Below are 24,430 nucleotides of genomic sequence, written 5' to 3' on the forward strand. Positions count from 1 at the left end.
CCTCACGTGCGTGGCCGGTCCCGGACCGCCTCGATGTGCTCGGCCACCGCGACGACCACGACCCGGGTCTCGGGCACGGTCGCCCGCCACCGGTGCCGGACCCCACCGGTGAGGTAGAGCGTGTCGGCGCGGCCGAGCCGGTACGCCCGGCCCTCCGCCTCGATCTCCACCGCGCCGTCGGCGACGTACATCAACTGGTCGTTGCGGAACTGGAATTCACGACCGGCGTCATGGTCACCGGTGAACTCCTGGGCGTGCATCTGATGGTGACCACGCACCAGGGAACGCACCCGGGTCCGGCATTCGGGCTCGGTGTCGTCGGCGCGGACGACGTCGACGCTGCACGCCGGGTCGGCGGCGGCGAGGAGTTCCACGGCAGTGGTGCGCAGGGCGTCGGCCACCTTCTCCAGGGAGCTCTGGCTGGGCCGCGCCCGCTCGTTCTCGATCTGGCTCAGGAAAGGCACCGACAGGCCGCTGCGTTCGGCCACGACGGCAAGGGTGAGCTCCAGCGCACGGCGTCGCCGCCTGACGGCCGCGCCGACCCGCAAGGGTTGTTCTTTGTGGTCGCCCATCGCTCCGGCTCCCTCCTTCGCTCGTCGGTCCGTTCACACTCTCTGATGAGTTCTCTGCACCCTACGCATGTTCGGCAAACCGTTTCATGCGCCCGTCACATTGCCGTAAACCCCGTGCGGGCCATCTCGCCAACTCCGGCCAGTAGATCAGCTCTCCACCCGCCCCGTGGGGGGTTTGCGCCGTCAGGACGAACCGGCTGACCACGACCGCCCCATGAGGCTCAGGGGGCGGCATAGCTCTATGTGGTTGTCCGGATCCTTTTCATGGACCGCGTACGGATGCGCGGGCCCCGGACATACCCGAGGGGCGGGCCTCGCCACACGCCGTCAGGTCACGTGGGGAGCCCGCCCCTCGGGCGGCTTCGGCAGGGCGGCTACTGCGGTGTCATCCGCTCCGCCACGTCCGGGTGCTTCTTCAGCCAGGCGGTGACGGCCTCTTCCTCGTGGCCCTGGCCCCGCTGGTTGATCTCGGCCTCCAGGGTGCCGAGCTCGTCCTCGCTCATCCGGAAGCTCTTGATCCACTTGGTGAGCTGCGGGTACTGCTCCGGGAACTTCTCGTTGGCGATGGTCCGGATCGTGTTGCCCTCGCCGAAGAGCTTTTTGTCGTCCTTCAGCTTGGTCAGGTCGTACTGGCTGTACGCCCAGTGCGGCGACCAGAGCACGACGGCCACGGGCTGCTTCTTGGCGTAGGCGCGCTTGAGCTCGGCCAGCATCGCGGGCGTGGAGCCGTCGACGACGTCGTACTCCTTGTCCAGGCCGTAGCCCGGCAGGACCTTCTTCTTGAGGAGGTTCATCTCGCCGGTGCCCGGTTCGATGCCGATGATCCTGCCGTCGAAGAGGTCGGCCTTGCCCTTGAGGTCCTCGTACGACTTGACGCCCTTGACGTACGAGGGGATCGCGACCTCCAGTGAGGTCGGTTCGTACCAGGTGCCGAGGTCGGCGAGTCTGTCCTTGTTCTTGTCCCAGTAGTTGGCCTGCGCGTACGGCAGCCAGGCGTCGAAGTTGAGATCGAGGTCCCCGGAGGCGAGGCCCGTGTAGACCGGGCCGACGTCCATCTGCTTCAGGTTCAGCTTGTAGCCGCGCCGCTCCAGGACGTTCTTCCAGAGGTAGGTGACGGCGATGTCCTCGTCCCAGGGGAACCAGGCCACGTCCACGGGCCGCTTCGCCTCGGCCGGGGCGGCGGTGTCCGCGACCGGTGCGAGCTTGTCGAGCACACCGGGGTTGGCCTTCAGCCAGGCGCGTACGGCGTCCTGCTGCTTGCCCTTGCCCGCCTTGTTGATCTCGGCTTCCAGACCGGTGAGCTGCTTCTCGCTCATCCTGAAGTCCTTCAGCCACTTCGCGACGACCGGGTTGTCGTCGGCGAAGCCCTTGCGGGCCACCGTGTGCACCCCGTCGCCCTTGCCCCAGGAGCCCTTCGGGTCCTTGAGCTTCTTCAGCTTGTAGTCGCTGTACGCCCAGTGCGGCGACCAGAGCGTGACGACGACCGGTTCCTGCTTGCTGTACGCCCGCTTCAGCTCGGCCAGCATCGCCGGCGTGGAGCTGTCGACGACCCTGTACTCCTTGTCGAGGCCGTAGTCCTTGAGGACCTTGCTCTTGAGCAGACCCATCATTCCGGCGCTGGACTCGATGCCGGTGATCTTCCCGCCGAACTCGGCGGACCTGCCCTTGAGGTCCGCCAGGGAGTCGATGCCCTTCATGTACGAGGGGACGCTCAGCTCCAGGGAGGTCGGGCCGTACCAGGAGCCCAGGTCGTCCAGCCGGTCGCCGTACTTCTTCCAGTACTCGGCGTGGGTGGTCGGCAGCCAGGCGTCGGTCTGGAAGTCGACGTTGCCGGAGGCCAGGGAGGTGTAGAGCGGGCCGGCGTCGAGCTGCTTGGCGTCCACCTCGAAGCCGCGTTCCTCCAGGAGTTCCTTCCAGAGGAAGGTGGAGGCGACGCCCTCGTCCCAGGGGATGTAGCCGATGCTGACCTTCTTGCCCTGGCCGACGTTCTCGCCGACCGGGGCGGTGCTGTCGTCCTTGCCGCCGAACATCCCCATGCCGCCCGCGACGAGGGCGAGGACCACCACGCCGATGACGGCGACCTGCGGACGGGGGCGGTACGACCAGATCTTCAGCCCCTGTGCGGCACGTGCCTTGGCGGCGGCGCGGCGGCCCAGCGGGGAGACCTGGGTGCCCAGGGCGCCCGTCATGCGGTCGAGGTAGATCGCGAGGATCACGATGGCGACGCCCGCCTCGGACCCGAGGCCCACGTCGAGCTGGCCGATGGCCTCGTTGACGCGTCCGCCGAGGCCGCCGGTGCCGACCATGCCGGCGATCGCGGCCATGGACAGGCCGAGCATGATGACCTGGTTGACGCCGGCCATGACGGTGGGCAGGGCGAGCGGGAGCTGGACCCGCAGAAGCGTGTCCCTGGGAGTCGTGCCGAACGCCTCGGCCGCCTCGACCAGTTCCTTGTCGACCTGGCGGATGCCCAGCTCGGTCATGCGCACGCCGGGGGCGAGCGCGAAGATCAGGGTGGCGACGATGCCCGCGGAGGCGCCGGTGCCGAAGAAGAGGATCGCCGGGATGAGGTAGATCATCGCGGGCAGCGTCTGCATGAAGTCCAGGACCGGCCGGACCAGTCCGCTGACCCGGTCGGAGCGGGCCGCCCAGATGCCGACGGGCACGGAGATCACCAGGGCGATGATCGTGGCGACGAGGACCAGCGAGAGGGTCACCATCGCGTCGTCCCACAGTTCGAGGGAGTCGATGAAGGCGAAGCCCGCGAAGGTGAGGACGCCGGCCGTGGTGCCGCGCAGCCAGAAGGCGATGACGGCGAAGATGCCCGCGAGGAGCAGGGGTTGGGGCGCCTGGAGGACGGCGTCGATACCGTCGTAGGTGCCGGTGAAGACGGTCTTGAGGAAGTCGAAGAGCCAGGCCATGTGGCCGAGCAGCCAGTCGACCGCGTCGTTGACCCAGTCGCCGAGCGGGATCCTAGGCACGGGCCACCGCCTTGTCGCCGCCCTTGTCCCGGGGCGAGTCGCAGGCCACCGGTTCGGACTGCTCGTCACCGAGGAACCCGACGAGGCGTTGTCTCGGGACGCGGCCGACGAGTTTCCCTGCCTTGTCGAGGACGGCGACGGGGTGCGTCAGCCGGGCGCTGATCGCGCAGAGTTCGGTGAAGGGGGTGTCCGGAGTCGCGGTCTCGCAGCGACAGCTGACCTCGTCACCGACGACGTCCGGGTCCATGACGGCGCCCGCGGTCAGGACCCGCGAGCGGTCGACGTCCTGGGTGAAGGAGGCCACGTAGTCGTCGGCGGGCCGGACGAGGATGTCCTCCGCGCTGCCGATCTGGACGATACGGCCGTCGCGCATGACGGCGATGCGGTCGCCCAAGCGCATGGCCTCGTTGAGGTCGTGGGTGATGAAGACGATGGTCTTCTTCAGGGTCTTCTGGAGCTCCAGGAGCTGATCCTGCATGTCGCGGCGGATCAGCGGGTCGAGGGCGCTGAAGGACTCGTCCATGAGGAGCAGGTCGGCGTCGGTGGCCAGCGCGCGGGCCAGGCCGACGCGCTGCTGCATGCCGCCGGACAGCTCGTCGGGCCAGGACTTCTCCCAGCCGGCCAGACCGCACAGGGCCAGGGCCTCGGTGGCGCGCTTCTCGCGCTCGGCGCGGGGGACGCCCTGTACGGCGAGACCGTAGGCGGCGTTCTCCAGGACGCTGCGGTGCGGGAAGAGCGCGAAGTGCTGGAAGACCATGCTGATCTTCCTCGCCCGGACCGCGCGCAGTTCGCGGTCGCCGAGCGCGGTCAGGTCCTGGCCGTCGAAGCGGACGTGTCCGGCGGTGGGCTCGAGGAGGCCATTGAGCATGCGCAGCAAGGTGGACTTGCCGGATCCGGACAGGCCCATGACGACGAAGATCTGGCCGGGCTCCACGGTGAAGGAGGCGTCGACGACCGCGGCAGTGGTGCCGTCGGCGCGCAGCTCCTCCCGGTCGGCTCCATCGCGCAGTCTCTCGACTGCCTCACTCGGTCGTCTGCCGAACACCTTGTAGAGATGTTCGGCCTCTAGGCTGGCTGACACGCGTACCTCTTGACTCGGGGGCGGGGGTCAGTGGCGGCGCCTGCCCTTGACCGACCAGGGCAAACGCCGAAGTGGTTCAGTTCACAACCAGTCCGTGGGATCGCCGTAGGGGCTTCACATCGCTGAGGACCGGTGACTGTCGGCGCCGTACGGCATGATGCGAGGCGTGACCGGACGACTCATGCTCCTCGACACCGCCTCCCTCTACTTCCGCGCCTACTTCGGCGTCCCGGAGTCCGTGAAGGCCCCGGACGGGACGCCGGTGAACGCCGTGCGCGGACTGCTGGAATTCATCGACCGCCTGGTCAGGGACCACCGCCCCGATGAGCTGGTGGCCTGCATGGACGCCGACTGGCGCCCTCAGTGGCGGGTCGACCTGATCCCCTCCTACAAGGCGCACCGGGTCGCCGAGGAGCACGAGGTGGGGCCGGACGAGGAGGAGGTGCCGGACACCCTGTCGCCGCAGGTCCCGGTCATCGAGGAGGTCCTCGACGCGCTCGGCATCGCGCGCGTGGGCGTCGCGGGGTACGAGGCGGACGATGTGATCGGCACGTTCACCGCGCGGGCGAAGGGCCCCGTCGACATCGTCACCGGCGACCGCGATCTGTACCAGCTGGTGGACGACGGGCGCGGGGTGCGGGTGCTGTACCCGCTCAAGGGCGTGGGCACCCTCCAGCTCACGGACGAGGCGTGGCTGCGCGAGAAGTATGGGGTCGACGGGCCGGGGTACGCGGATCTGGCGCTGCTGCGCGGCGACCCGAGCGACGGTCTGCCGGGGGTGCCCGGCATCGGGGAGAAGACGGCCGCCAAGCTGCTGGCCGAGTTCGGCGATGTCGCCGGGATCATGGCGGCGGTCGACGACCCGAAGGCCAAGCTCACGCCCTCGCAGCGCAAGCGTCTGGACGAGTCCCGGCCCTATGTCGCGGTGGCGCCCAAGGTCGTGCGGGTGGCGGACGACGTGCCACTGCCGGACGTCGACACGGCGGTGCCGCGCGGCCCGCGTGATCCGGCGGCGGTGGAGCGGCTGGCGGCGCGCTGGGGGCTGGGCGGGTCGCTTCAGCGACTGCTGACGACCCTCGCACCGTAAATCACGTTCTCAGCTGAGCGAATGAGATTCTCTTCAGGAGGGGTCCGCACTCTCCACAATGGCTTAATCTTGCCCTCACACAAGGGGTGTTTAGTAGGGGGAAGATGCTAACTTAGGTAAGCCTAAGCGAAGAGGCAGGGAGGCCGCCATGGCAGAACGACCGGGACGCAAGCCGCGGAAGCCGCATTCCGCTCAGGTCGTCCGCACCGAGCGGCTGACCCCGCACATGCAGCGTGTGGTGCTCGGAGGTGAGGGGCTCGCCGACTTCTCGGCGGACACCTGCTCCGACCACTATGTGAAGCTGCTGTTCCCGGCCGGGGGTGCGACCTACCCGGAGCCCTTCGACATGGAGCGCATCCGCGAGGAGTTCCCGCGCGAGCAGTGGCCGGTGACGCGGACGTACACCGTGCGCCACTGGGATGCCGAACACCTTGAGCTGACCCTGGACTTCGTGGTCCACGGCGACGAGGGCCTCGCCGGCCCCTGGGCGGCGAGCGTGCAGCCGGGCGAGACCGTCTGGTTCAACGGCCCGGGCGGCGCCTACACCCCCGATCCGACCGCCGACTGGCATCTGCTCGCCGGGGACGAGAGCGCGCTGCCCGCGATCGCCCGCTCCCTGGAGGTGCTGCCCGACGGCGCCACGGCGCACGCCTTCATCGAGGTCTCCGGGCCCGAGGAGGAACAGAAGATCGACTCCGATGTGGAGGTCGTCTGGCTGCACCGCGGGGACCGTCCGGTCGGCGAGGCGCTGACCGAGGCCGTCCGGGCGCTGGAGTTCCCGGCGGGCCGGGTGCACGCCTTCGTCCATGGCGAGGCGCACTTCGTGAAGCAGCTGCGGCACCTGCTGCGCGTCGAGCGCGAGATCGCCCGAGAGGACCTTTCGATCTCCGGGTACTGGCGGCTCGGCCACAACGAGGACGGCTGGCAGGCCTCGAAGCGGGACTGGAACGCACGGATCGAGGCGGAGCAGGAGAGCACGCCCGCCTAGTCCGCTCGGGCAGATACGCAGTGTGGGAGGGCGCAGCGGCGCCCTCCCACACTGCTACACGGACCGCTGGTACGACCGGAACGTCCGGATCGACAGCCACACCGCCGCCACCGCCAGCGCCAGCAGCGCACCGCCCCGGATGAGCACGTCACCCCAGTCGGGGTGCTCGGACAGCGCCGAACGCCCCGCCACCATCGCCCAGTCGAGCGGGTTGACGTCGGCGATGTGCCGCATCCAGCCCGGCATCCGGTCGGGCGCCATGAAGGCGGAGGACAGGAACGTCAGCGGCAGCAGCAGGAACGTGTTGATCCCGATGATCGACTCCCGCTCCCGCACCAGCATGCCCAGCGCGTTGGACAGCGCCCCGAAGACCGTGCCCAGCAGCACCGAGGCGAGCACCAGGACCGCGATCCCGACGATCCCGCCCGGGTAGTCCGCCCCGCCCAGCAGCCCGAGCAGCACGATGATCACCGACTGCGCGGCGGTGACCAGGCCGTTGTTGACGACGTTGCCGTTCATCAGCGCGGCCCTGCTGACCGGGGTGGTCAGAAAGCGGTCCAGGGTGCCGCGCTGGATCTCGTCGAGCGTGGTCATCCCGGCCCACATGTTGGAGCTCAGCGCGCTCATCACGACCACCCCGGGGACGAGGTAGTCGAGGTACGAGGTGGTGCCGAAGCCGCCGAGCTCGACGACCTCGCGGAACAGACTGCCGAACAGGAACAGCCAGATCACCGGCTGGATCAGGGTGATGACCGCGTACGCGGGCTGGCGTACGAACACCATGAGTTGACGCTGCGTCATGTACCAGGTCTGGGAGACGGCGGTGCTCATCGGGCACCTCCCGCGAGGGCGAGGTCGTCGGGCCGGCCGGGTTCCCCGGCCTCCCCCGCTTCCCCGTCCGCCTCGGCTTCCGAGTAGCGACGGCCGGTGTAACGCAGGTACACGTCGTCGAGCGAGGGGCGGGCCACGGTCGCGGCGGCGACAGCGACTCCGGTGCGCTCGAGTGCGCCCAGAAGGGCGGGCACCGCCGCCGCTCCGTCGTAGGCGCGGACGCTGACCCGGCGCCCGTCGACCAGGACCTCGTGCACGCCCGGCAGTCCGCCGAGGGCGCTCCTGAGCAGCGTACGACCGGCTTCGCCGACGCCGGAGCGGAGCTCCAGGTGGACGGCGTCGCCGCGGAGTTCACCCTTGAGGGCGTGCGGGGTGCCCTCGACCACGACCCGGCCGCGGTCGACGATGGCGACGCACTCGGCGAGCCGGTCGGCCTCTTCGAGATAGTGCGTGGTGAGCAGGATGGTCAGCCCCTCCTCACCGGAGAGCCGGCCGATCTCGTCCCACATCGCGCTGCGGGCCCGCGGGTCGAGACCGGTGGTGGGCTCGTCGAGGAAGAGCACCTCGGGGCGGTGCACCAGACCGAGGGCGACGTCGAGGCGGCGCCGCATACCGCCGGAGTAGCCCTTGGCCCGACGGTCCGCGGCGTCGGTGAGGGCGAAGCGGTCCAGGAGTTCGGCGACGCGCCTGTCGAGACCGGCCCCCCTCAACCCGTAGAGCCTGCCCTGCAGTCGGAGGTTCTCGCGGCCGGTGGCCCCGGGGTCGGCGCCGGAGTTCTGCGCGACCACGCCGATCGCGCGGCGCACCCGGTCCGGGTGGCGCAGCACGTCGTGGCCCGCGACGGTGGCCGTGCCGGAGTCGGGGCGGGCCAGGGTGGTGAGGATCTTGACGGTGGTGGACTTGCCGGCGCCGTTGGGGCCGAGAAGGCCGAAGACGGTGCCGGGTTCGACGGTGATGTCCATGCCGTTGAGGGCGGTGACATCACCCGGGTAGGTCTTGATCAGCTGACGCGCCTCGACTGCGGGCGCACGAGTGTTCATGACAGGTGCTCTCCTGGGTGAGCGGATGACAGCTGATCCGCGTGAGGAGCACCGGGCTATCCTGGGTGTGCCGCACCTCGATCGCCTGGATGTGCCTCACGGCGGATTCAGCTCGGGGTTCGAGGCCCCGGCGGGCTGCTCCAACAGCCGTGCCGGGGCCTGCTCTTCGTCAGGTCACGGTTCGTGGAACGCCTTCCACTCCTCGATGCCGGGCAGCTCGCCCTTCCTGATCTCGTCGAGGAAGCCGCGGACCCATGCCGCTTCCGCCTCGATCATGTGGAGCTGGTACTCGTTCTCCACGAGGAAGAGCCGGGGCAGCGTCTCGTACAGCTTCTCCAGTGCGCCCCGGCCGGAGGCGATCCGGACCTCCAGGGCCTCGAGCCGCTCCTCCAGCAGTGAGACCACATCGTCGGGGTGCAGCACGCCGAGCAGCGAGAGCGCGGTCTCGAAGATCGGGTACTCCTTGGCCGGGAAGGCGACCAGATCCGACATCCACTCGGTGGCCTCCTGGCGGCCGGCCGCTGTGATGCCGTAGACCGTCCGCTCGGGCCGGTTGCCCTGCCGCTCCACGTCCGTGACCTCGACGAAGCCGTACTTCTCGAGGTTCTGCACGACCGTGTAGAGCGAGCCGTAGTTGATCTTCGTGCTGGAGTCCTTGCCCTGGCGGCGCAGGGTCTGGGCGATCTCGTAGGGATGCATCGGCTTCTGCCACAGGGTCGCCAGCACGGCGAGCGCCAAGGGGTTGCGGAGCTTGCGACGCCTCATGGGCCGATTCACCTCGCATCTCTACTTCAAGTCGAATATCCGTAGCCGAACATATCGCGATCCACGAGAACCCGTCAATAGACACGATGTATCGCGTTTGGAGGCTCCGCGCAAGAGAGTGAGAACTTGGGCCCACCTTCGACATGGCCGCGTCATGCGGGCGAAACAGCCGCTCCCTAATTTCTGTCGCCCGACAGGAATTCAGCGCCCGCACCGCTGTCCCGCTCTTCCGCCGCCGAAGGCAGGTGCCGCCGTGACGACAACCAGCCCCTCCGAAGTCCGCCCCGATCCACCGCACTCCCCCGACGCCCGCTCGCTCTCCGAGTTCGGCTACCGCCAGGAACTCCACCGCAGCCTGGGCCGGTACGCGTCGTTCGCGGCCGGGTTCTCCTTCATCTCCGTCCTGACGACCGTCTTCCAGTTCTTCGCCTTCGGGTACGCGTTCGGCGGCCCCGTCTTCTTCTGGGCCTGGCCGGCGGTGCTGGTCGGGCAGTTGCTGGTGGCCGCCTGCTTCGCGGAGCTGGCGGCGCGCTATCCGATCTCGGGCGCGATCTATCAGTGGTCGTCGCGGCTGTCGAACCTCACCTTCGGCTGGTTCGCCGGCTGGATCATGGTGATCGGGCAGATCGTGGTGGTCTCGGCGGCCGCGCTGGCACTGCAGATGGTGCTGCCGGCGATCTGGTCGGGCTTCCAGCTGATCGGCACCGATCCGGCGCCGACGTCGGCGGACGGCGCGGCCAACGCGGCGCTCCTGGGTGTGTTCCTGCTCGTGCTGACGACGCTCGTGAACGTGCTCGACAACCGGGTGATGTCCGTGATCAACCGGGTCGGGGTGACGGCCGAGATCATCGGCGCGGTACTGATCGTCGTCCTGCTGCTCACCCACTCCGAGCGCACGCCCGGCATCACCTTCCACACCGAGGGCGCGGCCCAGTCCGGGCTGTTCGGGGCCCTGTTGGTGGGTTCGTTCACGGCGGCGTACGTGATGATCGGCTTCGACAGCGCGGGTGAGATGAGCGAGGAGACCCGCGATCCACGGCGCACCGCACCCCGCACGATCCTCACGGCACTCGGCGCGGCAGGCCTCCTGGGGGGTCTGATCGTGCTGGGCGGCCTGCTGGCGGCCCCGAGCCTGACCGACGGACGCCTGGCGGTCGACGGGCTGAGCTACGTCCTCACGAGCAGCCTGGGCGACGGGGTCGGCAGACTGCTACTGGCGGACGTGGTGGTGGCGATCGCGGTGGCGACCCTCGCGATCCAGACGGCGGCCTGCCGGATGCTGTTCTCCATGGCCCGCGACGGCCGGCTCCCCTTCGCGGCACGCCTCGCACGCGTCCACCCCCGCACCGGCATGCCCAACGCTCCCGCCCTGGTGGTCGGTCTCCTCGCCGCGGCCCTGCTGCTCCTCAACTTCGCGTCCCCGGAGGCGTTCCTGGCGATCGGCACGACCTGCATCGTGATGCTGTACCTGGCGTACGCGATGGTCACCGGCCCCCTCCTGGTCGCCCGCCTCCGCGGCCGCTTCACCTCGGAGGGCACGGACGAGCGGGGCGGCAAGCTCTTCTCCCTGGGCCGTTGGGGAGTCCCGGTCAACGCCCTCGCCCTGCTCTACGGACTGTTCATGACGATCAACCTGGCCTGGCCGAGGGCGGAGGTGTACGACCCGGCGGGCGGCCACTGGTACTTCCAGTGGTTCACCGTCCTGTTCCTGGCAGCGACGCTGGTACTGGGCGTGGCCTGGCGGCTCTATTCCAGGCGCGGGGCCACTGCGACCCCCTAGGGGCGCGGGGAACTGCGCGACAACCCACGACGGCGCAGCGCCCGACCGACAACACACGGTGGCACCCCCTTGGTCGCCCACCCTGCCGACCGCCGGAGGCCCCGTACCCTTGATCCCGATGAGACGCCGTACCGCTCCCCCGCCCTCCCCGCTGCCCCAGCGCGACGGGGTGGACCCGGTGCGGGTGCGGCTGCCGGGCGAGGGCGACTGGGCCACCGTGCGGGAGCACCTGGTGGAGCGGCTCAGGGGTGCGGGCGCCGGAGTCGTCGAGGGGATGTTCAGCCGAGGGCTGGTCGTCGGGGCCGACGGCATCCCCGTGGCACCCGATGCCGCGTACGTGCCCGGTATGTACGTGTGGTTCCACCGCGAGCTGCCGTACGAGGTGCCCGTGCCCTTCCCCCTGGAGCTCGTGCACCGCGACGAACACATCGTCGTCGCCGACAAACCGCACTTCCTCGCCACCACCCCGCGCGGCAGCCATGTCACCGAGACCGCGCTCGCGCGGCTGCGCCGGGAGCTCGGCATCCCGGAACTCGGGGCCGCGCACCGACTCGACCGGCTCACCGCCGGACTGGTGCTGTTCACGGTGCGGCCCGAGGAGCGAGGCGCCTACCAGTCGCTGTTCCGGGACAAGCAGGTGCGCAAGGAGTACGAGGCCGTCGCGCCCTACGATGCCGCGCTCGCCCTGCCCCGGACCGTGCGGAGCCGGATCGTGAAGGAGCGCGGAGTACTGGCCGCCTATGAGGTCGAGGGCGAGCCGAATGCCGTCAGCCATGTCGAACTCGTCGACCGGCGTGACGGGTTGGGCAGGTACCGGCTCACACCCACCACCGGTCAGACACATCAGCTGCGCGTCCACATGAACGCCCTCGGCGTACCCATCGTCGGTGACCCGTTGTATCCCGAGGTCGCCGCCCCCGTGCCGGCCGGTGAGTTCCGGCATCCGCTCCAACTACTGGCGCGGGCGCTGGACTTCACCGATCCGCTCACAGGGGTGGAACACCGGTTCCGGAGCACTCGGGTGCTGGAGGCCTGGGCTGACGACGGCGACCGGGCCGGTCAGTAACCCCGCCACCACCGCAGGAGGCGGCGCCAGGCGCCCATCGGGCGGGCCGGTTCGGGTGTCGGCGCGGGCTGCGGCGGGGCGGCGGGCTGGGGCTGGGGTTCGACGGCCGCGGGTTGCGGCCGCTCCGTGCCGACCTGCCAGCTGGGCCGCTGCTGCGGAACCGGGGCGTGGCCCGGCTTCTGCATGATGTCCTGCTGCGGCTTGGGCGCGAACCGGACGGGCAGTTCCACGAGGTGGCGTGAGGAGATCGACTGCCGCCACTCCAACTCGTCCTCGTCGCAGTCGAGCTGGACGTCCGGCAGCCGCATCAGCAGCGCGTCGACACCGGTGTCGGCGATGCCACGGGCGATGTCCTGACCGGGACACTCGTGCGGGCCGCCGCCGAAGGCGAGGTGCGAGCGGTTGCCCTGCATGTTGGCTTCCAGGTCGGGCCGGACCCGCGGGTCGACGTTGCCCGGCGCGATGCCGAACAGCAGACCGTCGCCCTTGCGGATGCGCTGGCCGCCCAACTCCGTGTCCTGCTTGGCGTAGTAGGCGAAGACCGTGCTGAACGGCGGCTCGTCCCACAGCGACTGCTCGACCGCCTGCGGCACCGTCATCTGACCGCCGTTGAGCTGGGCGCGGAAGCCCGGGTTGGTGAGCACGGCGCGCAGGACGTTGCCGATGAGGTTCACCGTCGCCTCGTAGGCCGCGAGGAGGACGAGCCACAGGTGGGTGGTGACCTCGTCGTCGGTGAGCTTCGCCGGGTGCAGCACGAGGTGGCTGGCGAAGTCGTCGCCGGGCTGCTCACGGCGGCGGGCGGCGAGCCCCTGGAGGACGCCCATGACGTACGCCTGGCTGGTGTTGGCGGTCTCGGTGCCCTTGAGGAGGTCGCGGGTGGCCTGCACGAGCCGGTCGTTGTACTCCTCCGGCATGCCGAAGATCTCGCACATGATGGCCATCGGCAGGTGCTCGGCGAACTGGGCGATGAGGTCGGCGTCGCCCTGCTCGCAGAACTCGTTGACCAGGCGCTGGGTGTAGCGGTTGATGTGGCGCCGGATGGCCCGGTAGTTGATGGTCGACATGGCGCCGGTGACGGCACCGCGCAGACGCAGGTGCTCGTCGCCCTCGGCGTAGGAGCAGATGGGCGCCCAGGCGATGTGCGGCATCATCGGGTGGTCGGGCTTGACCATGCCCTCGATCTGCGGGGTCCAGATGCGGCTGTCCCGGCAGAAGTGCGAGGGCGCGCCCACCATGTGGAGGTTCTCGGCGTGGCCGAGGACGATCCACATCGGCACGTCGTCGTGGAGCAGCACGGGCGCCACCGGGCCGTGTTCCTCGCGGAGTTGTTCGTAGAGGCCTTCGAGGTCCTCCGCCTCGGGGCCGTACAGCCGGTGCAGCCCGCCGGGGCCACGGCCGTGGGCGGGGCAGCCGGGGGGCGGGCCGGCCATGGGGTCGGCACCGGTCAGGGATTGGGGTTCAGGCGTCACGGTGATCGCTCCGAAGTGGATCCGGTTGCTGGGGAGTTGAGGTCGGGTGAGCTCACCGGGCGGTCAGGTGAGCTGGCCCGTCAGCGCGAGCGAGTGCAGGAAGCGCATCAGGGTCATCAGGGTGTCGCGGCTGGAGGCCCGGCGGCGTGCGTCGCACTCCACGATGGGGATGCCCTCGTCCAGGTCGAGCGCGCCGCGCAGGTCCGCGATGGGGTAACGGGGCCCGCCGGGGAACGAGTTGACGGCGACGATGAACGGCACACCGCGCTCCTCGAGCCGTCCTATGACGTCGAAGCTGACCTCCAGACGGCGGGTGTCGACCAGTACCACCGCGCCGAGCGCGCCCTCGAACAGGCCGTTCCACAGGAACCAGAAGCGTTGCTGGCCGGGGGTGCCGAAGAGATACAGCACGAGTTGGTCGGTGATGCTGATGCGTCCGAAGTCCATGGCCACGGTGGTGGCGGTCTTGGTCTCGGAGCCGTAGTTGTCGTCGACCCCGATCCCGGCCTGGGTCATGGTCTCCTCGGTGGTCAGCGGCCTGATCTCGCTGACCGACCCGACCATCGTCGTCTTGCCGACTCCGAAGCCGCCCACGATCACGATCTTCACCGCGGCCTGGGCCGTGTGCGGCAGTTGATCCTCTGAGCGTGGTCCGGGGATGGTGTCAGAGCCTTTGAAGTCCATGCATCACCGCTTCGAGAAGGGAACGGTCGGGGAGCGCCTGACGGACGATCGGGGCGCGCGCCGTCACCAGTTCGGCCGTCAGCATCTCCGTGAGCAGGACGGTCATCACACTGAACGGCAGGGTCAGATAGGCCGAGAGCTCGGCGACCGAGATCGGGGCCGTACTGAGCCGGAGGATCGCCGTCTGCTCAGGGGTGGCGGAGGGCGGCGGGTCGGCGCGCGCCACGATTAACGCGACCAGGTCGAGGTCGGCCCGCTCCCCGTCCGGCCCTGCGACCACGTAGAGCCGTTCCGGGGGGCGCTTTCCGGGGCCCTCGCCCGCCGGTTTCGGGGGCGGTTCTTCCGGTGCCTGACTGGGGTATCGCCGCCGGCGTTGCGGAGGAGTCATACGGTCTGCCCGTTCCGCCGGGGCGGACTGGTGAGATGGGCGCCGATTCTGACGACGAGGTCGCGCATGCGGTTGCTCATCAGACCGGGTTCGGCGACCACGTCGGACAGCACCGCGAGATAGGCGTTGGCCCCCGCGGCCATCAGATAGAAGTAGCCGCCGTTGATCTCGATGATGACCATCTTCATCCGGCCGTCGCTGTCCGGGATCTCGTGGGCGACGGCGTGGGCGAGGCTCTGGAGCCCCGCACAGGCCGCGGCGACACGGTCGGCGGCGTCCGGGTCTCCGCCGTAGCGCGCGATGCGCAGGCCGTCGGCGGAGAGCACCACGATCATCTCGATGCCTGGTACCCCGTCGGCGAGATCCTTGAGCATCCAGTCGAAGTTGGCGCGCTGCTGGATCACGTGTGGTCCCTCTCGTCGTCGGCCTCGGTCCGGGCCGGCTCGGTGGTCTGCTGGGTGGGTGCGCTCGGGTCGGGGCCGCCCTTGAGTCCGTTCCAGAAGGCCTCGACCCACAGTCCGGGCTCGGGTTCCTTCTTCTCCGGCTCGGGGGCGGGGGCGGGCGTCGACCAGATGGTCGGCTTGCCCTCCCGCTCGGCCTTCTCGATGGCCGCCTGCTCGGCGAACCGCTGGTGCAGCGGCGTCTTGACCCGGCTGCGGCGCTGCGGCAGCCCGCCGGCGGTCCACTCGGTGACCTCGGGGACGTCGTCCTCCATGGACACGCCGACGGGGATGCGCGGGCTGGTGGGACGCCGCCTCTTCGGTGCGCGCTTGGGACCTTCGAGCGCACCTTCGGTCTTCGGCACGGCGCCGGCGCCGATGCCGTGGGCGAGTCCGGGGGCCGGATCGCTGGTCATCATCTCGCGCGGCACGATCAGGACGGCGCGGACACCGCCGTACGCCGAGGAGCGCAGCGAGACCTGCATGTTGAACTGCGTGCACAGCCGGCCGACGACGGCCAGGCCCAGGCGCGGGGAGTCACCCAGGTCCTGGAGGTCGACACCGGCCTTGGCGCTCTCCAGCATGCCCTCGGCCTTGGCCCGGGCCTCCTCGCTGAAGCTGACGCCGGCGTCCTCGATCTCGACGGCGACGCCGGTCTGCACCTCGCTGGCGGTGACGTGCACCTTGGTCTGCGGCGGCGAGTAGCGCGTGGCGTTGTCCAGGAGCTCCGCGACGGCGTGGATGACCGGCTCGACGGAGATGCCGCGGATGTTGACCTGGGCGATGGAGTCCAGCTTGATGCGGCGGTACTCCAGGATGCGGGACATGCCGCCGCGCAGCACGCTGTACAGCGGGACGGGATCGGGCCACTGACGGCCGGGGCGGCCGCCGCCGAGCACGGAGATGGAGTCGGCGAGCCGGCCGATCAGCGCGGTGCCGTGGTCGATGCGCAGGAGGTCGTCGAAGACCTCGGGGTTGCGGCCGTGGTCCTCCTCCATCTCGCGGAGTTCCTTGTTCTGCTGGTGCACGATCGCCTGGACACGGCGGGCGATGGAGACGAAGGAGCGCTGCGTGGAGTCGCGGAGGGCTTCCTCGCGGTCGATGATGTCGAGCACCGAGTGGATCAGCATGATCTGCGACTCGGGGAGTTCGCGGTAGGTGGGGTCGATGTCGCCGAGTTGGCGAATCACCTCCCCGGGGGAATTACCTGATCGCAACCGGTAGATGGCGGCGGGGGTGATCTCCTTCGCGAGGCGGAGCATGTCCTCCTCGTGCGAGCCGACCCGTCGTTCCAGATACGCGCTGTTACGGGCGTACTCGGCACGCAGGTCACGCAGGGCCCGGCCGCGACGCACCACTTCGGAAGCCGCCGCGAGCACCAGGAGCGTGGCGACGGCGCCGCACCAGGCGACGGCCGTGCGGGCCGGCTCCTGGACCACGGCGGCTGCGGCTCCGGTGGCCGCGGCCATCAGTATCGCGGGGAACAACAGCACGCGCGCGTAGGGAAGTTCACGGCGTACGGGTGGGGATTGAACACTCACCATGTAAGGCCCTCGAAAACGAATCGGCTTGGATGCGCATACATAGGGAACAAGCGCACGAATACATCTCAACTCGGTGCGCCGCGGGCGAGCTTAGTCCGACCGGATCATCGCCGTGTCATATTCAGCAAGCACCTGAAATGGGACGCGAACAAGGAGTACCCTCGGCTCCATTTACACGCAGAGGTTCCGTTCGCACACGGTCCGTCACGGCGTAAGGGCATGCGAAAACCACTCACCGTGACGGGTGAAGGTCAGGTGCCGGCGATCCTCAGCGCCGCGTCCGCGGTGGCTTCCGCAAACACCGCCACCGGGCGGTCGGGGTCCGAGCGGTGCACGAGGATGACCCCCTCGATCAGCCCGAACAACAGATCCGTACGGAGATCGAGCTCACTCTTGGCGAGCGCGCCACCGGCGCCGGTCGCGGCGAGCAGCTGCCGGTAGGCGTCCTTGAGTTCGGCGCGCACGGCGTGGAAGCCGGCGAACCGCTCGGCGCGCACCTCGGGCAGCAGATAGAGGCCGCCCAGGTTGTACGGACCGCCGCACAGGAGCTCCACGTCCGCACGGCACAGCTCCCACAGCCGGTCCTCGGCCGCGGTCGCGTCGTCGGCGAGGAGCTCGCGGGCGTACCCGAGCGACGGGGTGACCGTGGACTCCAGGAGCCGGGCGAGCAGCTCCTCCTTGCCGGAGACGTAGTGGTACATGGATGCCTGACGCATGCCCGCGCGTTCGGCGACGGCCCGGGTAGTGGTGGCCGCGTAGCCCCGGGTGGTGAACAACTCGGCGGCGGCGGCGAGCAGTTCGTCACGCGGCTCGAGCCCGCTGTCCGGCCGCTGTGCGGCGCGCGGTCTGCCGACCCGCCGTCCACCCGTCGTTCCCATACGCCGATCCTCGCACAGGGCACCATCCGGTGATCTTCGACAGCGCGCGGCCGGCACGGGTGAGGGCTCGGTAACCACCCCGCAACCCCTGGGCAATGCCTGCGACCCACCCCGCTCCTAATTTCTGTCGCACGACAGAAATAGCACCGGAGCCGGAGGTCCCGCGATGGCGACATCGACCACTTACGGAGCCCGCGATCACGCCCGCGCCCAGGAGGGCGCCCACGCCGAGGCCATGCCCGTCGTGCCGGCGGCGGACTGGCCGCAACCGCCCCGTGAGGCGGGGCCCCTGGTCTGGGCCGAGACGGTGGCGGGCGGCAACTACACACACCGCGTACTCGCCCGCGGCACCGAGCTGCGCCTGACCGACCTGCACGGCGACGCCTGCGCGCATCTGCTGCTGTACGCGGCGGACCGGCCCTGGGAGCGGCTGAACGTCGCCGACACGGTGAAGGTGCAGTGGAACGCCTACCTGGGTGAGGGCGTGCTGCTCCTGTCCGACCAGGGCCGGGTCCTCGCCTCGCTGGTGGCCGACACCTCCGGCCGCCACGACGCCCTGTGCGGCACCTCCACCCTCGTACGCAACACCGAGCGGTACGGCGACGGCACCCCGCAGTCCGACTCCCCCGCCGGACGGGAGCTGTTCAAACTGGCGGCCGCGAAGAACGGACTCACCCCGCGCGATCTGCCGCCGTCGCTCTCTTTCTTCCAGGGCGTGGAGGTCCGCGAGGACGGCGCCCTCGACTTCACCGGATCGGCGGGCCCGGGCGCGAGCGTGACGCTGCGGGCCGAGCAGGACGTCACCGTGCTCCTCGCCAACGTGCCGCACCCCGCCGACCCGCGCCCCGACTACGTCAGCACCCCGCTGGAGGTGCTCGCCTGGCGGGCCGCCGCGACCGAGCCCGGCGACCCGCTGTGGGACGCCACCCCCGAGGGCCGCCGCGCCTTCCTCAACACCACCGAATTCCTTGCCGCGAGGGGGCTCGTATGACCACGACCGTCGTTCCCGCCCGTGCCGCCTGGTCCTCCGTCGTCCGCACCGGGGAGACCCTCACCGTCACCGATCTGCACGGCAACCAGGCCGTCGACTTCCTCGTCTACGACGCCCACGACACCTCCGTCCGCTACAGCGCGCCCGACACGATCCACGCCCAGGGCAACGTCTTCCTGACCACGGGCACCGTGCTGATGTCGAACGAGCACACCCCGCTGATGACCGTGGTCGACGACGAGGTGGGCCGCCACGACACGGTCGGCGGCGCCTGCTCCAAGGAGTCCAACACCCTCCGGTACGGCCACCACACCTGGTCGCAGCACGCGTGCGTGGACAACTTTCTCGCGGAGGGCGCCCGTCATGGCCTGGGCAAGCGCGACCTGGTCTCCAACATCAACTGGTACATGAACGTGCCGGTCGACAAGGACGGCACCCTCGGCATCGTCGACGGCATCTCGGCACCCGGCCTGAAGCTGACCCTTCGCGCCGAGTGCGACGTCCTGGTCCTCGTCTCCAACTGCCCGCAGATCAACAACCCTTGCAACGGCTTCGAGCCGACCGCGGTGGAGATGACGATCGGGGCCACCGGATGACCTTCGACACCCTCCTCGTCGCCAACCGGGGCGAGATCGCGGTACGGATCATCCGCACCGCCCGCGAACTCGGCCTGCGCACGGTCGCCGTGTACTCCGACCCGGACCGCTCGGCCCCCCATGTGCGGCTCGCGGACGAGGCCGTACGACTGGGTCCCGCGCCCGCCAAGGAGTCGTACCTCGACGCGGATCTGGTGCTGAGGGCGGCCAAGGACACGGGGGCGGGGGCCATCCACCCCGGATACGGCTTCCTGTCCGAGGACGCGGCCTTCGCGCGGCGCTGCGAGGAGGCCGGGATCGTGTTCGTGGGCCCGACGCCGGAGCAGCTGGAGCTCTTCGGCGCCAAGCACACGGCACGGGCGGCGGCCGAGACGGCGGGGGTACCGCTGGCGCCGGGAACGGGCCTGCTGGCGTCGCTCACCGAGGCCCTCGCGCAGGCCGAGGTCATCGGCTATCCCGTCATGCTCAAGGCGACCGGCGGTGGCGGCGGTATCGGCATGTCGGCATGTCGCTCCGGCGATGAGCTCGCGGACGCCTGGGAGCGCGTGCAGCGCGTCGCCGCCGCCTCCTTCTCCTCCGCAGGTGTCTTCCTGGAGCGCCTGGTCGAGCACGCCCGCCATGTCGAGGTGCAGGTCTTCGGCGACGGAGAGGGCCGAGTCGTCACGTTCGGCGACCGCGACTGTTCTCTGCAGCGCCGCAACCAGAAGGTGCTGGAGGAGGCACCGGCACCGGGACTGCCGGACCACGTGCGCGAGCAACTCGCCCGATCAGCACGCGGCTTGTGTGCCTCGGTCGGCTACCGCTCCGCCGGAACCGTCGAGTTCGTCTACGACGCCGCCCGCGAGGAGGCGTACTTCCTGGAGGTCAACACCCGCCTCCAGGTGGAGCACCCGGTCACCGAGGAGATCTACGGCGTCGACCTGGTCGCTTGGATGCTGCGGCTGGCCCGCGGCGAGACGGACGTCGTGCGCGAGCCGGACAGCCCGCGCGGTCACGCCGTCGAGGCCCGGATCTACGCCGAGGACCCGTCCCGCGAACACCGGCCCAGCGCAGGCCTGTTGACGCGGGTCGAGTTCCCGCCGGGCGTGCGCGTCGACGGCTGGGTGGAGACCGGCACCGAGGTGACGACATCGTACGACCCGATGCTCGCGAAGGTGATCGCGTACGGCTCGGACCGTGCCCATGCGCTCCGGAGGCTCGACGATGCGCTGGCCCGCACCCGCGTCGACGGCATCGAGACGAACCTGGGCCTCCTCAGGGCGGCGTTCGCGGACTCCCGCTTCGCCGGGGCGACCCACTCGACGGCGACCCTTGCCGGGGTGCGTGACCGCACTCCCCGGATCGAGGTCGTCTCCGCCGGCACCCTCACCACCGTGCAGGACTGGCCGGGCCGCACCGGCTACTGGCAGGTCGGGGTCCCCCCGTGCGGCCCGATGGACGACCTGTCGTTCCGGCTCGGCAACCAGGCACTCGGCAACCACGAGGGCGCGCCGGGTCTCGAATGCACCCTCCAGGGCCCGTCGTTGAGGTTCAGCCACGCCACCACCGTGTGTGTGACGGGAGCACCCGCACCGGTGACCGTGGACGGCTCCGCGATCGCCCAGTGGGAGCCGGTGACTGTGCCCGCGGGGGCCCTGCTGGACGTCGGGGCGCCTCTGGAACACGGCCTGCGAACCTATGTGCTGTTCGCCCGAGGGCTCGACGTACCCGCGTTCCTGGGCAGCGCGAGCACCTTCACACTGGGCCGCTTCGGCGGGCACGGCGGGCGCGCCCTGCGGACGGGGGACGTCCTGCACGGGGGAGGCCGGGTCGAGGGCAGGCCGGTCGACGACCCGCCCCTGTTCACCCGGACCTGGCACATCGGCACCGCCGAAGGCCCCCATGCGGCACCGGAGTTCTTCACCGAGGACGACATCCACGACTTCTACGCCGCCGACTGGAAGGTCCACTTCAACTCGGCCCGCACCGGAGTCCGCCTCATCGGTCCGAAACCGCGCTGGGCGCGCACCGACGGCGGTGAGGCGGGCCTGCATCCGTCCAACATCCACGACACCCCCTACTCCGTCGGCGCCGTCGACTACACCGGCGACATGCCGGTGCTGCTGGGCCCGGACGGTCCTTCGCTCGGCGGTTTCGTGTGCCCGGCGACCGTGCTCAGCGGCGAGCGCTGGAAGCTGGGCCAGCTGCGGCCCGGCGACACCGTGCGGTTCCTGCCGGTGGACGCCGACGGAGAACCCCGGCCGGCCATCGTCGACGGTGGCGTCCTCGCCCGCGACGGCGATGTGACCTACCGCCGCAGCGGCGACGACAACCTGCTCGTCGAGTTCGGCCCGATGCAGCTCGACCTGGCGCTGCGCATGCGCGTCCACGCGCTGATGGAGGCGGTGGCCGACGCCTGTCCGGACGGGGTCACCGACCTCACACCCGGCATCCGCTCCCTCCAGATCCAGACGGACCCACGGCGCCTCCCGCAACACGAACTCCTCGCCGCGGTACGGGAGATCACCGCATCCCTCCCCCCGAGCGACGAGCTCGTCGTGCCCTCCCGGACCGTCCATCTCCCCCTGTCCTGGAACGACCCGGCAACCCGCGAGGCGATCGCCCGCTACATGGCGGGTGTACGGGACGACGCGCCCTGGTGCCCCTGGAACATCGAGTTCATCCGCAGGGTCAACGGCCTGGACTCGGTGAACGACGTCTACGACACGGTCTTCGACGCGGAGTACCTCGTACTAGGCCTGGGCGACGTCTACCTGGGCGCGCCCGTGGCCACTCCCCTCGACCCCCGGCACCGTCTGGTGACCACCAAGTACAACCCGGCCCGTACCTGGACCGCGGAGAACTCCGTCGGCATCGGCGGCGCCTATCTGTGCGTCTACGGCATGGAGGGGCCCGGCGGCTACCAGTTCGTGGGCCGTACGACCCAGGTGTGGTCGGGGTGGCAGCAGCACGGCGCGTTCGAACCGGGGGCGCCCTGGCTGCTCAGGTTCTTCGACCGGATCAAGTGGTATCCGGTCGACGCCGACGAACTCCTGGAACTGCGGGCCGACATCACGTCCGGGCGGTTCGTGCCACGCATCGAGGAGGGAACCTTCTCCCTCTCCGACTACCAGGCGTTCCTCGCCGAGAACGCCGAGTCCATAGCGGAGTTCAGGGTCCGCCAGCAGGCGGCCTTCGCGGCCGAGCGGGACGCCTGGGAGGCGGCCGGCGAGTTCGCCCGAGCGGACGCGGTGAGCGCTCCAGCCCCTCCCGCGGCGTCCGTCGAGATCCCCGAGGGCGGCCAGATCGTCGAAGCGGAATTCACGGCCTCCGTGTGGCAGCTGAACGTCGAGCCGGGCGACGAGGTCACCGTCGGCCAGCCACTGCTCGCGCTGGAGGCGATGAAGATGGAGTCCAGGGTGCACGCGCCGATGGACGGCGTGGTGACGGAGATCCTGGCGAGGCCGGGCGACCAGGTGGAGGCGGGGACGGCCCTGGTCGTGCTCGCTCCCGTGAACTGAAAGAGGAACACATGCTGTCCAGAGTCCGAGCCGCCTACGCACGCATCGAAGCGGTGGACCGCCCCGAGATCTGGATCGACCTGCGCCCACAGGACGAGGTCGAGGCGGAGGCACACGCCCTGGCCGAGCGCGTGGCCGCCGGTGAGCACCTCCCGCTCGCCGGTCGTCTCCTCGCCGCCAAGGGCAACATCGACGTCGCGGGGCTGCCCACGACCGCGGGCTGTCCGGCGTACGCCTACCACCCCGAGGCCGACGCACCGGTGGTGGCCCGGCTGAGGGCGGCGGGCGCGATCGTCCTGGGCACCACGAACCTGGACCAGTTCGCGACCGGCCTGGTCGGCACCCGCTCCCCCCACGGAGCGGTACGCAACGCCCACGACCCGGCACGCATCAGCGGCGGTTCCAGCTCCGGCTCGGCCGTCGCGGTGGCCCTCGGCATCGTCGACCTCGCTCTCGGCACCGACACCGCGGGCTCGGGCCGGGTGCCGGCCGCCTTCAACGGCATCGTCGGCCTCAAGCCCACCCGGGGCCTGGTCCCGACGGCAGGCGTCGTCCCGGCCTGCGCGTCCATCGACTGCGTGACGGTCTTCGCCCGCTCCCTCCCGGAAGCCGAACAGGCACTGTCGTTCATGACCTCCCCGCCGGACCGCGACCTCCCCCCGCTCCCCCAGCGAAAGCCGGGACCGTGGCGCGTCGCGGTCCCGTCGCGCGACCAGCTCGGCGAGCTGGACGAGGGCTGGGCGGAGGCGTACGAGGCGGCGGTGGAGCAGCTCGTCACGGCCGGCGCGTCGATCCACCCCATCGACCTCTCCCCCTTCACCGAAGCCGCCGCGATGCTCTACGAGGGCGCCTTCGTCGCCGAGCGCTACACCGCAGTGGGGAGCTTTGTCGATAAGTTGGCCTCCGAGGGTGGCGCCGGTCTGGACCCCACCGTCGCCGGCATCATCACCCGCGCCCGCGACATCCCGGCCCACCAGCTCTACACCGACCAGGACCGACTCGCGGCCCTGAGGGCCCGGGCCGAGGCAGAACTCGCCGACACTGACGCCCTGTTGCTGCCCACCACACCGGGCCACCCCACCCTCGCCGAGGTCGCCGCCGACCCACTGGGCGCCAACGCCCGCCTCGGCCGCTTCACCAACTCCACCAACCTCTTCGACCTGGCGGCAGTGGCCGTCCCCGCAGGCGAGGTCACCGGCCTCCCCTTCGGCGTGATGCTGATCGGCCCGGCCTTCACGGACGAACGACTGACCCGAATCGCCGCCCTGCTCCAACCCGAGACACGGCTGGCCGTGGTAGGCGCCCACCTCTCGGGCCAGCCATTGAACCCCCAACTCCTGACCCTGGGCGCCCGCCTGGACCGCACGACCACGACGGCCCCCGTCTACCGGCTGCACGCACTGCGCACGAACCCTCCGAAGCCGGGCCTGGAGCACGTCGGCGAGGGCGGGGCCGCGATCGAGGCAGAGGTGTGGCGCCTACCGGCAGATGGCCTGGGACACCTGCTGTCCGCACTCCCCCGCCCGATGACCCTGGGCAGCGTGAAACTGGCAGACGGATCCGCGGTCCCCGGCTTCCTGTGCGAACCAAGCGCACTGAAGGACGCCGAGGACATCACGTCGTACGGCAGTTGGCGGTCATATGTGAACGCCGAGTAGGGCAGCGCCCCTTCAGGGGCGCGGGGCTGTATCGATGTGCGGCTCCGCCGCGGGGCGCGACCAGCCACAGTCACCCCGCGCCCGCCGACGC

General features: G+C 70.2%; 20 protein-coding genes. 8 read left to right on the forward strand and 12 right to left on the reverse strand.

Going from position 1 to position 24,430, the window contains the following annotated elements; translation table 11 throughout:
• Positions 1-2: 2 nt before the first annotated feature.
• The 3 genes from OHU89_RS11490 to OHU89_RS11500 all read right to left on the reverse strand — a co-directional run bounded on the left by OHU89_RS11490 (position 3) and on the right by OHU89_RS11500 (position 4,634).
• Entirely contained in the window at positions 3-572 is a 570-nt protein-coding gene (locus OHU89_RS11490) for a helix-turn-helix domain-containing protein (protein ID WP_046261849.1), read from the reverse strand.
• 374 nt (positions 573-946) lie between these two features.
• Positions 947-3,553, reverse strand: a complete 2,607-nt coding sequence (locus OHU89_RS11495) for an ABC transporter permease/substrate binding protein (protein WP_405642150.1) — start codon at positions 3,551-3,553, stop codon at positions 947-949.
• The gene (locus tag OHU89_RS11500) at positions 3,546-4,634 is read right to left on the reverse strand and encodes a glycine betaine/L-proline ABC transporter ATP-binding protein (protein ID WP_266894767.1); all 1,089 of its coding nucleotides are present in this window, start codon (positions 4,632-4,634) and stop codon (positions 3,546-3,548) included. Before OHU89_RS11500 ends, OHU89_RS11495 begins: the two co-directional genes overlap by 8 nt.
• Positions 4,635-4,791: 157 nt before the next feature.
• Between OHU89_RS11500 and OHU89_RS11505 the strand changes: the two genes are divergently transcribed.
• Complete coding sequence (locus OHU89_RS11505; protein ID WP_405654432.1) at positions 4,792-5,721, forward strand: 5'-3' exonuclease H3TH domain-containing protein; 930 nt, start codon at positions 4,792-4,794, stop codon at positions 5,719-5,721.
• 148 nt (positions 5,722-5,869) lie between these two features.
• Positions 5,870-6,709, forward strand: coding sequence for a siderophore-interacting protein (locus OHU89_RS11510; RefSeq protein ID WP_405642151.1), 840 nt, complete (start codon positions 5,870-5,872; stop codon positions 6,707-6,709).
• A 54-nt stretch (positions 6,710-6,763) separates the two neighbouring features.
• Here the strand turns inward: OHU89_RS11510 and OHU89_RS11515 are convergent, their stop codons facing one another.
• The 3 genes from OHU89_RS11515 to OHU89_RS11525 all read right to left on the reverse strand — a co-directional run bounded on the left by OHU89_RS11515 (position 6,764) and on the right by OHU89_RS11525 (position 9,345).
• Positions 6,764-7,540, reverse strand: coding sequence for an ABC transporter permease (locus OHU89_RS11515; RefSeq protein ID WP_405642153.1), 777 nt, complete (start codon positions 7,538-7,540; stop codon positions 6,764-6,766).
• The gene (locus OHU89_RS11520; RefSeq protein WP_405642155.1) at positions 7,537-8,580 is read right to left on the reverse strand and encodes an ATP-binding cassette domain-containing protein; all 1,044 of its coding nucleotides are present in this window, start codon (positions 8,578-8,580) and stop codon (positions 7,537-7,539) included. The genes OHU89_RS11515 and OHU89_RS11520 overlap by 4 nt, the downstream gene beginning before the upstream one ends.
• A 174-nt stretch (positions 8,581-8,754) precedes the next feature.
• Entirely contained in the window at positions 8,755-9,345 is a 591-nt protein-coding gene (locus tag OHU89_RS11525) for a PadR family transcriptional regulator (RefSeq protein ID WP_405642156.1), read from the reverse strand.
• 253 nt (positions 9,346-9,598) lie between these two features.
• Between OHU89_RS11525 and OHU89_RS11530 the strand changes: the two genes are divergently transcribed.
• Both OHU89_RS11530 and OHU89_RS11535 read left to right on the forward strand, forming a co-directional pair.
• A complete protein-coding gene (locus tag OHU89_RS11530) occupies positions 9,599-11,125 on the forward strand; it encodes an amino acid permease (RefSeq protein ID WP_405642158.1) in 1,527 nt (508 codons plus the stop codon).
• A gap of 118 nt (positions 11,126-11,243) precedes the next feature.
• Positions 11,244-12,191 carry an RluA family pseudouridine synthase gene (locus OHU89_RS11535; RefSeq protein ID WP_405642159.1) on the forward strand — a complete coding sequence of 316 codons (948 nt, stop codon included), beginning with the start codon at positions 11,244-11,246 and terminating at the stop codon, positions 12,189-12,191.
• On the opposite strand, the gene OHU89_RS11540 is transcribed toward OHU89_RS11535, so the two are convergent.
• From OHU89_RS11540 to OHU89_RS11565, 6 genes are all read right to left on the reverse strand, one after another.
• The gene (locus OHU89_RS11540) at positions 12,185-13,660 is read right to left on the reverse strand and encodes a cytochrome P450 (protein ID WP_405642161.1); all 1,476 of its coding nucleotides are present in this window, start codon (positions 13,658-13,660) and stop codon (positions 12,185-12,187) included. The genes OHU89_RS11535 and OHU89_RS11540 overlap by 7 nt on opposite strands.
• A gap of 63 nt (positions 13,661-13,723) precedes the next feature.
• A complete protein-coding gene (locus OHU89_RS11545; RefSeq protein WP_405642163.1) occupies positions 13,724-14,344 on the reverse strand; it encodes a GTP-binding protein in 621 nt (206 codons plus the stop codon).
• Positions 14,325-14,732 carry a DUF742 domain-containing protein gene (locus OHU89_RS11550; RefSeq protein WP_266894749.1) on the reverse strand — a complete coding sequence of 136 codons (408 nt, stop codon included), beginning with the start codon at positions 14,730-14,732 and terminating at the stop codon, positions 14,325-14,327. The genes OHU89_RS11545 and OHU89_RS11550 overlap by 20 nt, the downstream gene beginning before the upstream one ends.
• Positions 14,729-15,136 (reverse strand): roadblock/LC7 domain-containing protein, encoded by a 408-nt coding sequence (locus OHU89_RS11555; protein ID WP_046261836.1) that lies wholly within the window; start codon positions 15,134-15,136, stop codon positions 14,729-14,731. Before OHU89_RS11555 ends, OHU89_RS11550 begins: the two co-directional genes overlap by 4 nt.
• Positions 15,133-16,716: a sensor histidine kinase KdpD gene (locus OHU89_RS11560; RefSeq protein ID WP_266894747.1), complete on the reverse strand. Its 1,584-nt coding sequence runs from the start codon at positions 16,714-16,716 to the stop codon at positions 15,133-15,135. The genes OHU89_RS11555 and OHU89_RS11560 overlap by 4 nt, the downstream gene beginning before the upstream one ends.
• A 251-nt stretch (positions 16,717-16,967) precedes the next feature.
• Positions 16,968-17,594, reverse strand: a complete 627-nt coding sequence (locus OHU89_RS11565; RefSeq protein ID WP_267018014.1) for a TetR/AcrR family transcriptional regulator — start codon at positions 17,592-17,594, stop codon at positions 16,968-16,970.
• Between the two features lie 166 nt (positions 17,595-17,760).
• Here OHU89_RS11565 and OHU89_RS11570 point away from each other — a divergent pair, with 166 nt between their 5' ends.
• From OHU89_RS11570 to atzF, 4 genes are read left to right on the forward strand one after another with little or no spacing between them, the layout of a single operon-like run.
• Positions 17,761-18,585, forward strand: a complete 825-nt coding sequence (locus tag OHU89_RS11570) for an urea amidolyase associated protein UAAP1 (protein ID WP_405642166.1) — start codon at positions 17,761-17,763, stop codon at positions 18,583-18,585.
• On the forward strand, positions 18,582-19,181 hold the full coding sequence (locus tag OHU89_RS11575) for an urea amidolyase associated protein UAAP2 (RefSeq protein WP_365395641.1): 600 nt from the start codon (positions 18,582-18,584) through the stop codon (positions 19,179-19,181). Before OHU89_RS11570 ends, OHU89_RS11575 begins: the two co-directional genes overlap by 4 nt.
• Positions 19,178-22,681, forward strand: a complete 3,504-nt coding sequence (locus OHU89_RS11580) for a 5-oxoprolinase/urea amidolyase family protein (protein WP_405642169.1) — start codon at positions 19,178-19,180, stop codon at positions 22,679-22,681. Before OHU89_RS11575 ends, OHU89_RS11580 begins: the two co-directional genes overlap by 4 nt.
• Positions 22,682-22,692: 11 nt before the next feature.
• Complete coding sequence (gene atzF, locus OHU89_RS11585) at positions 22,693-24,339, forward strand: allophanate hydrolase (protein ID WP_405642171.1); 1,647 nt, start codon at positions 22,693-22,695, stop codon at positions 24,337-24,339.
• Positions 24,340-24,430 lie beyond the last annotated feature (91 nt).

Origin of the sequence: Streptomyces sp. NBC_00019 (genome assembly GCF_045041015.1) — a bacterium.
Lineage (GTDB): Bacteria > Actinomycetota > Actinomycetes > Streptomycetales > Streptomycetaceae > Streptomyces.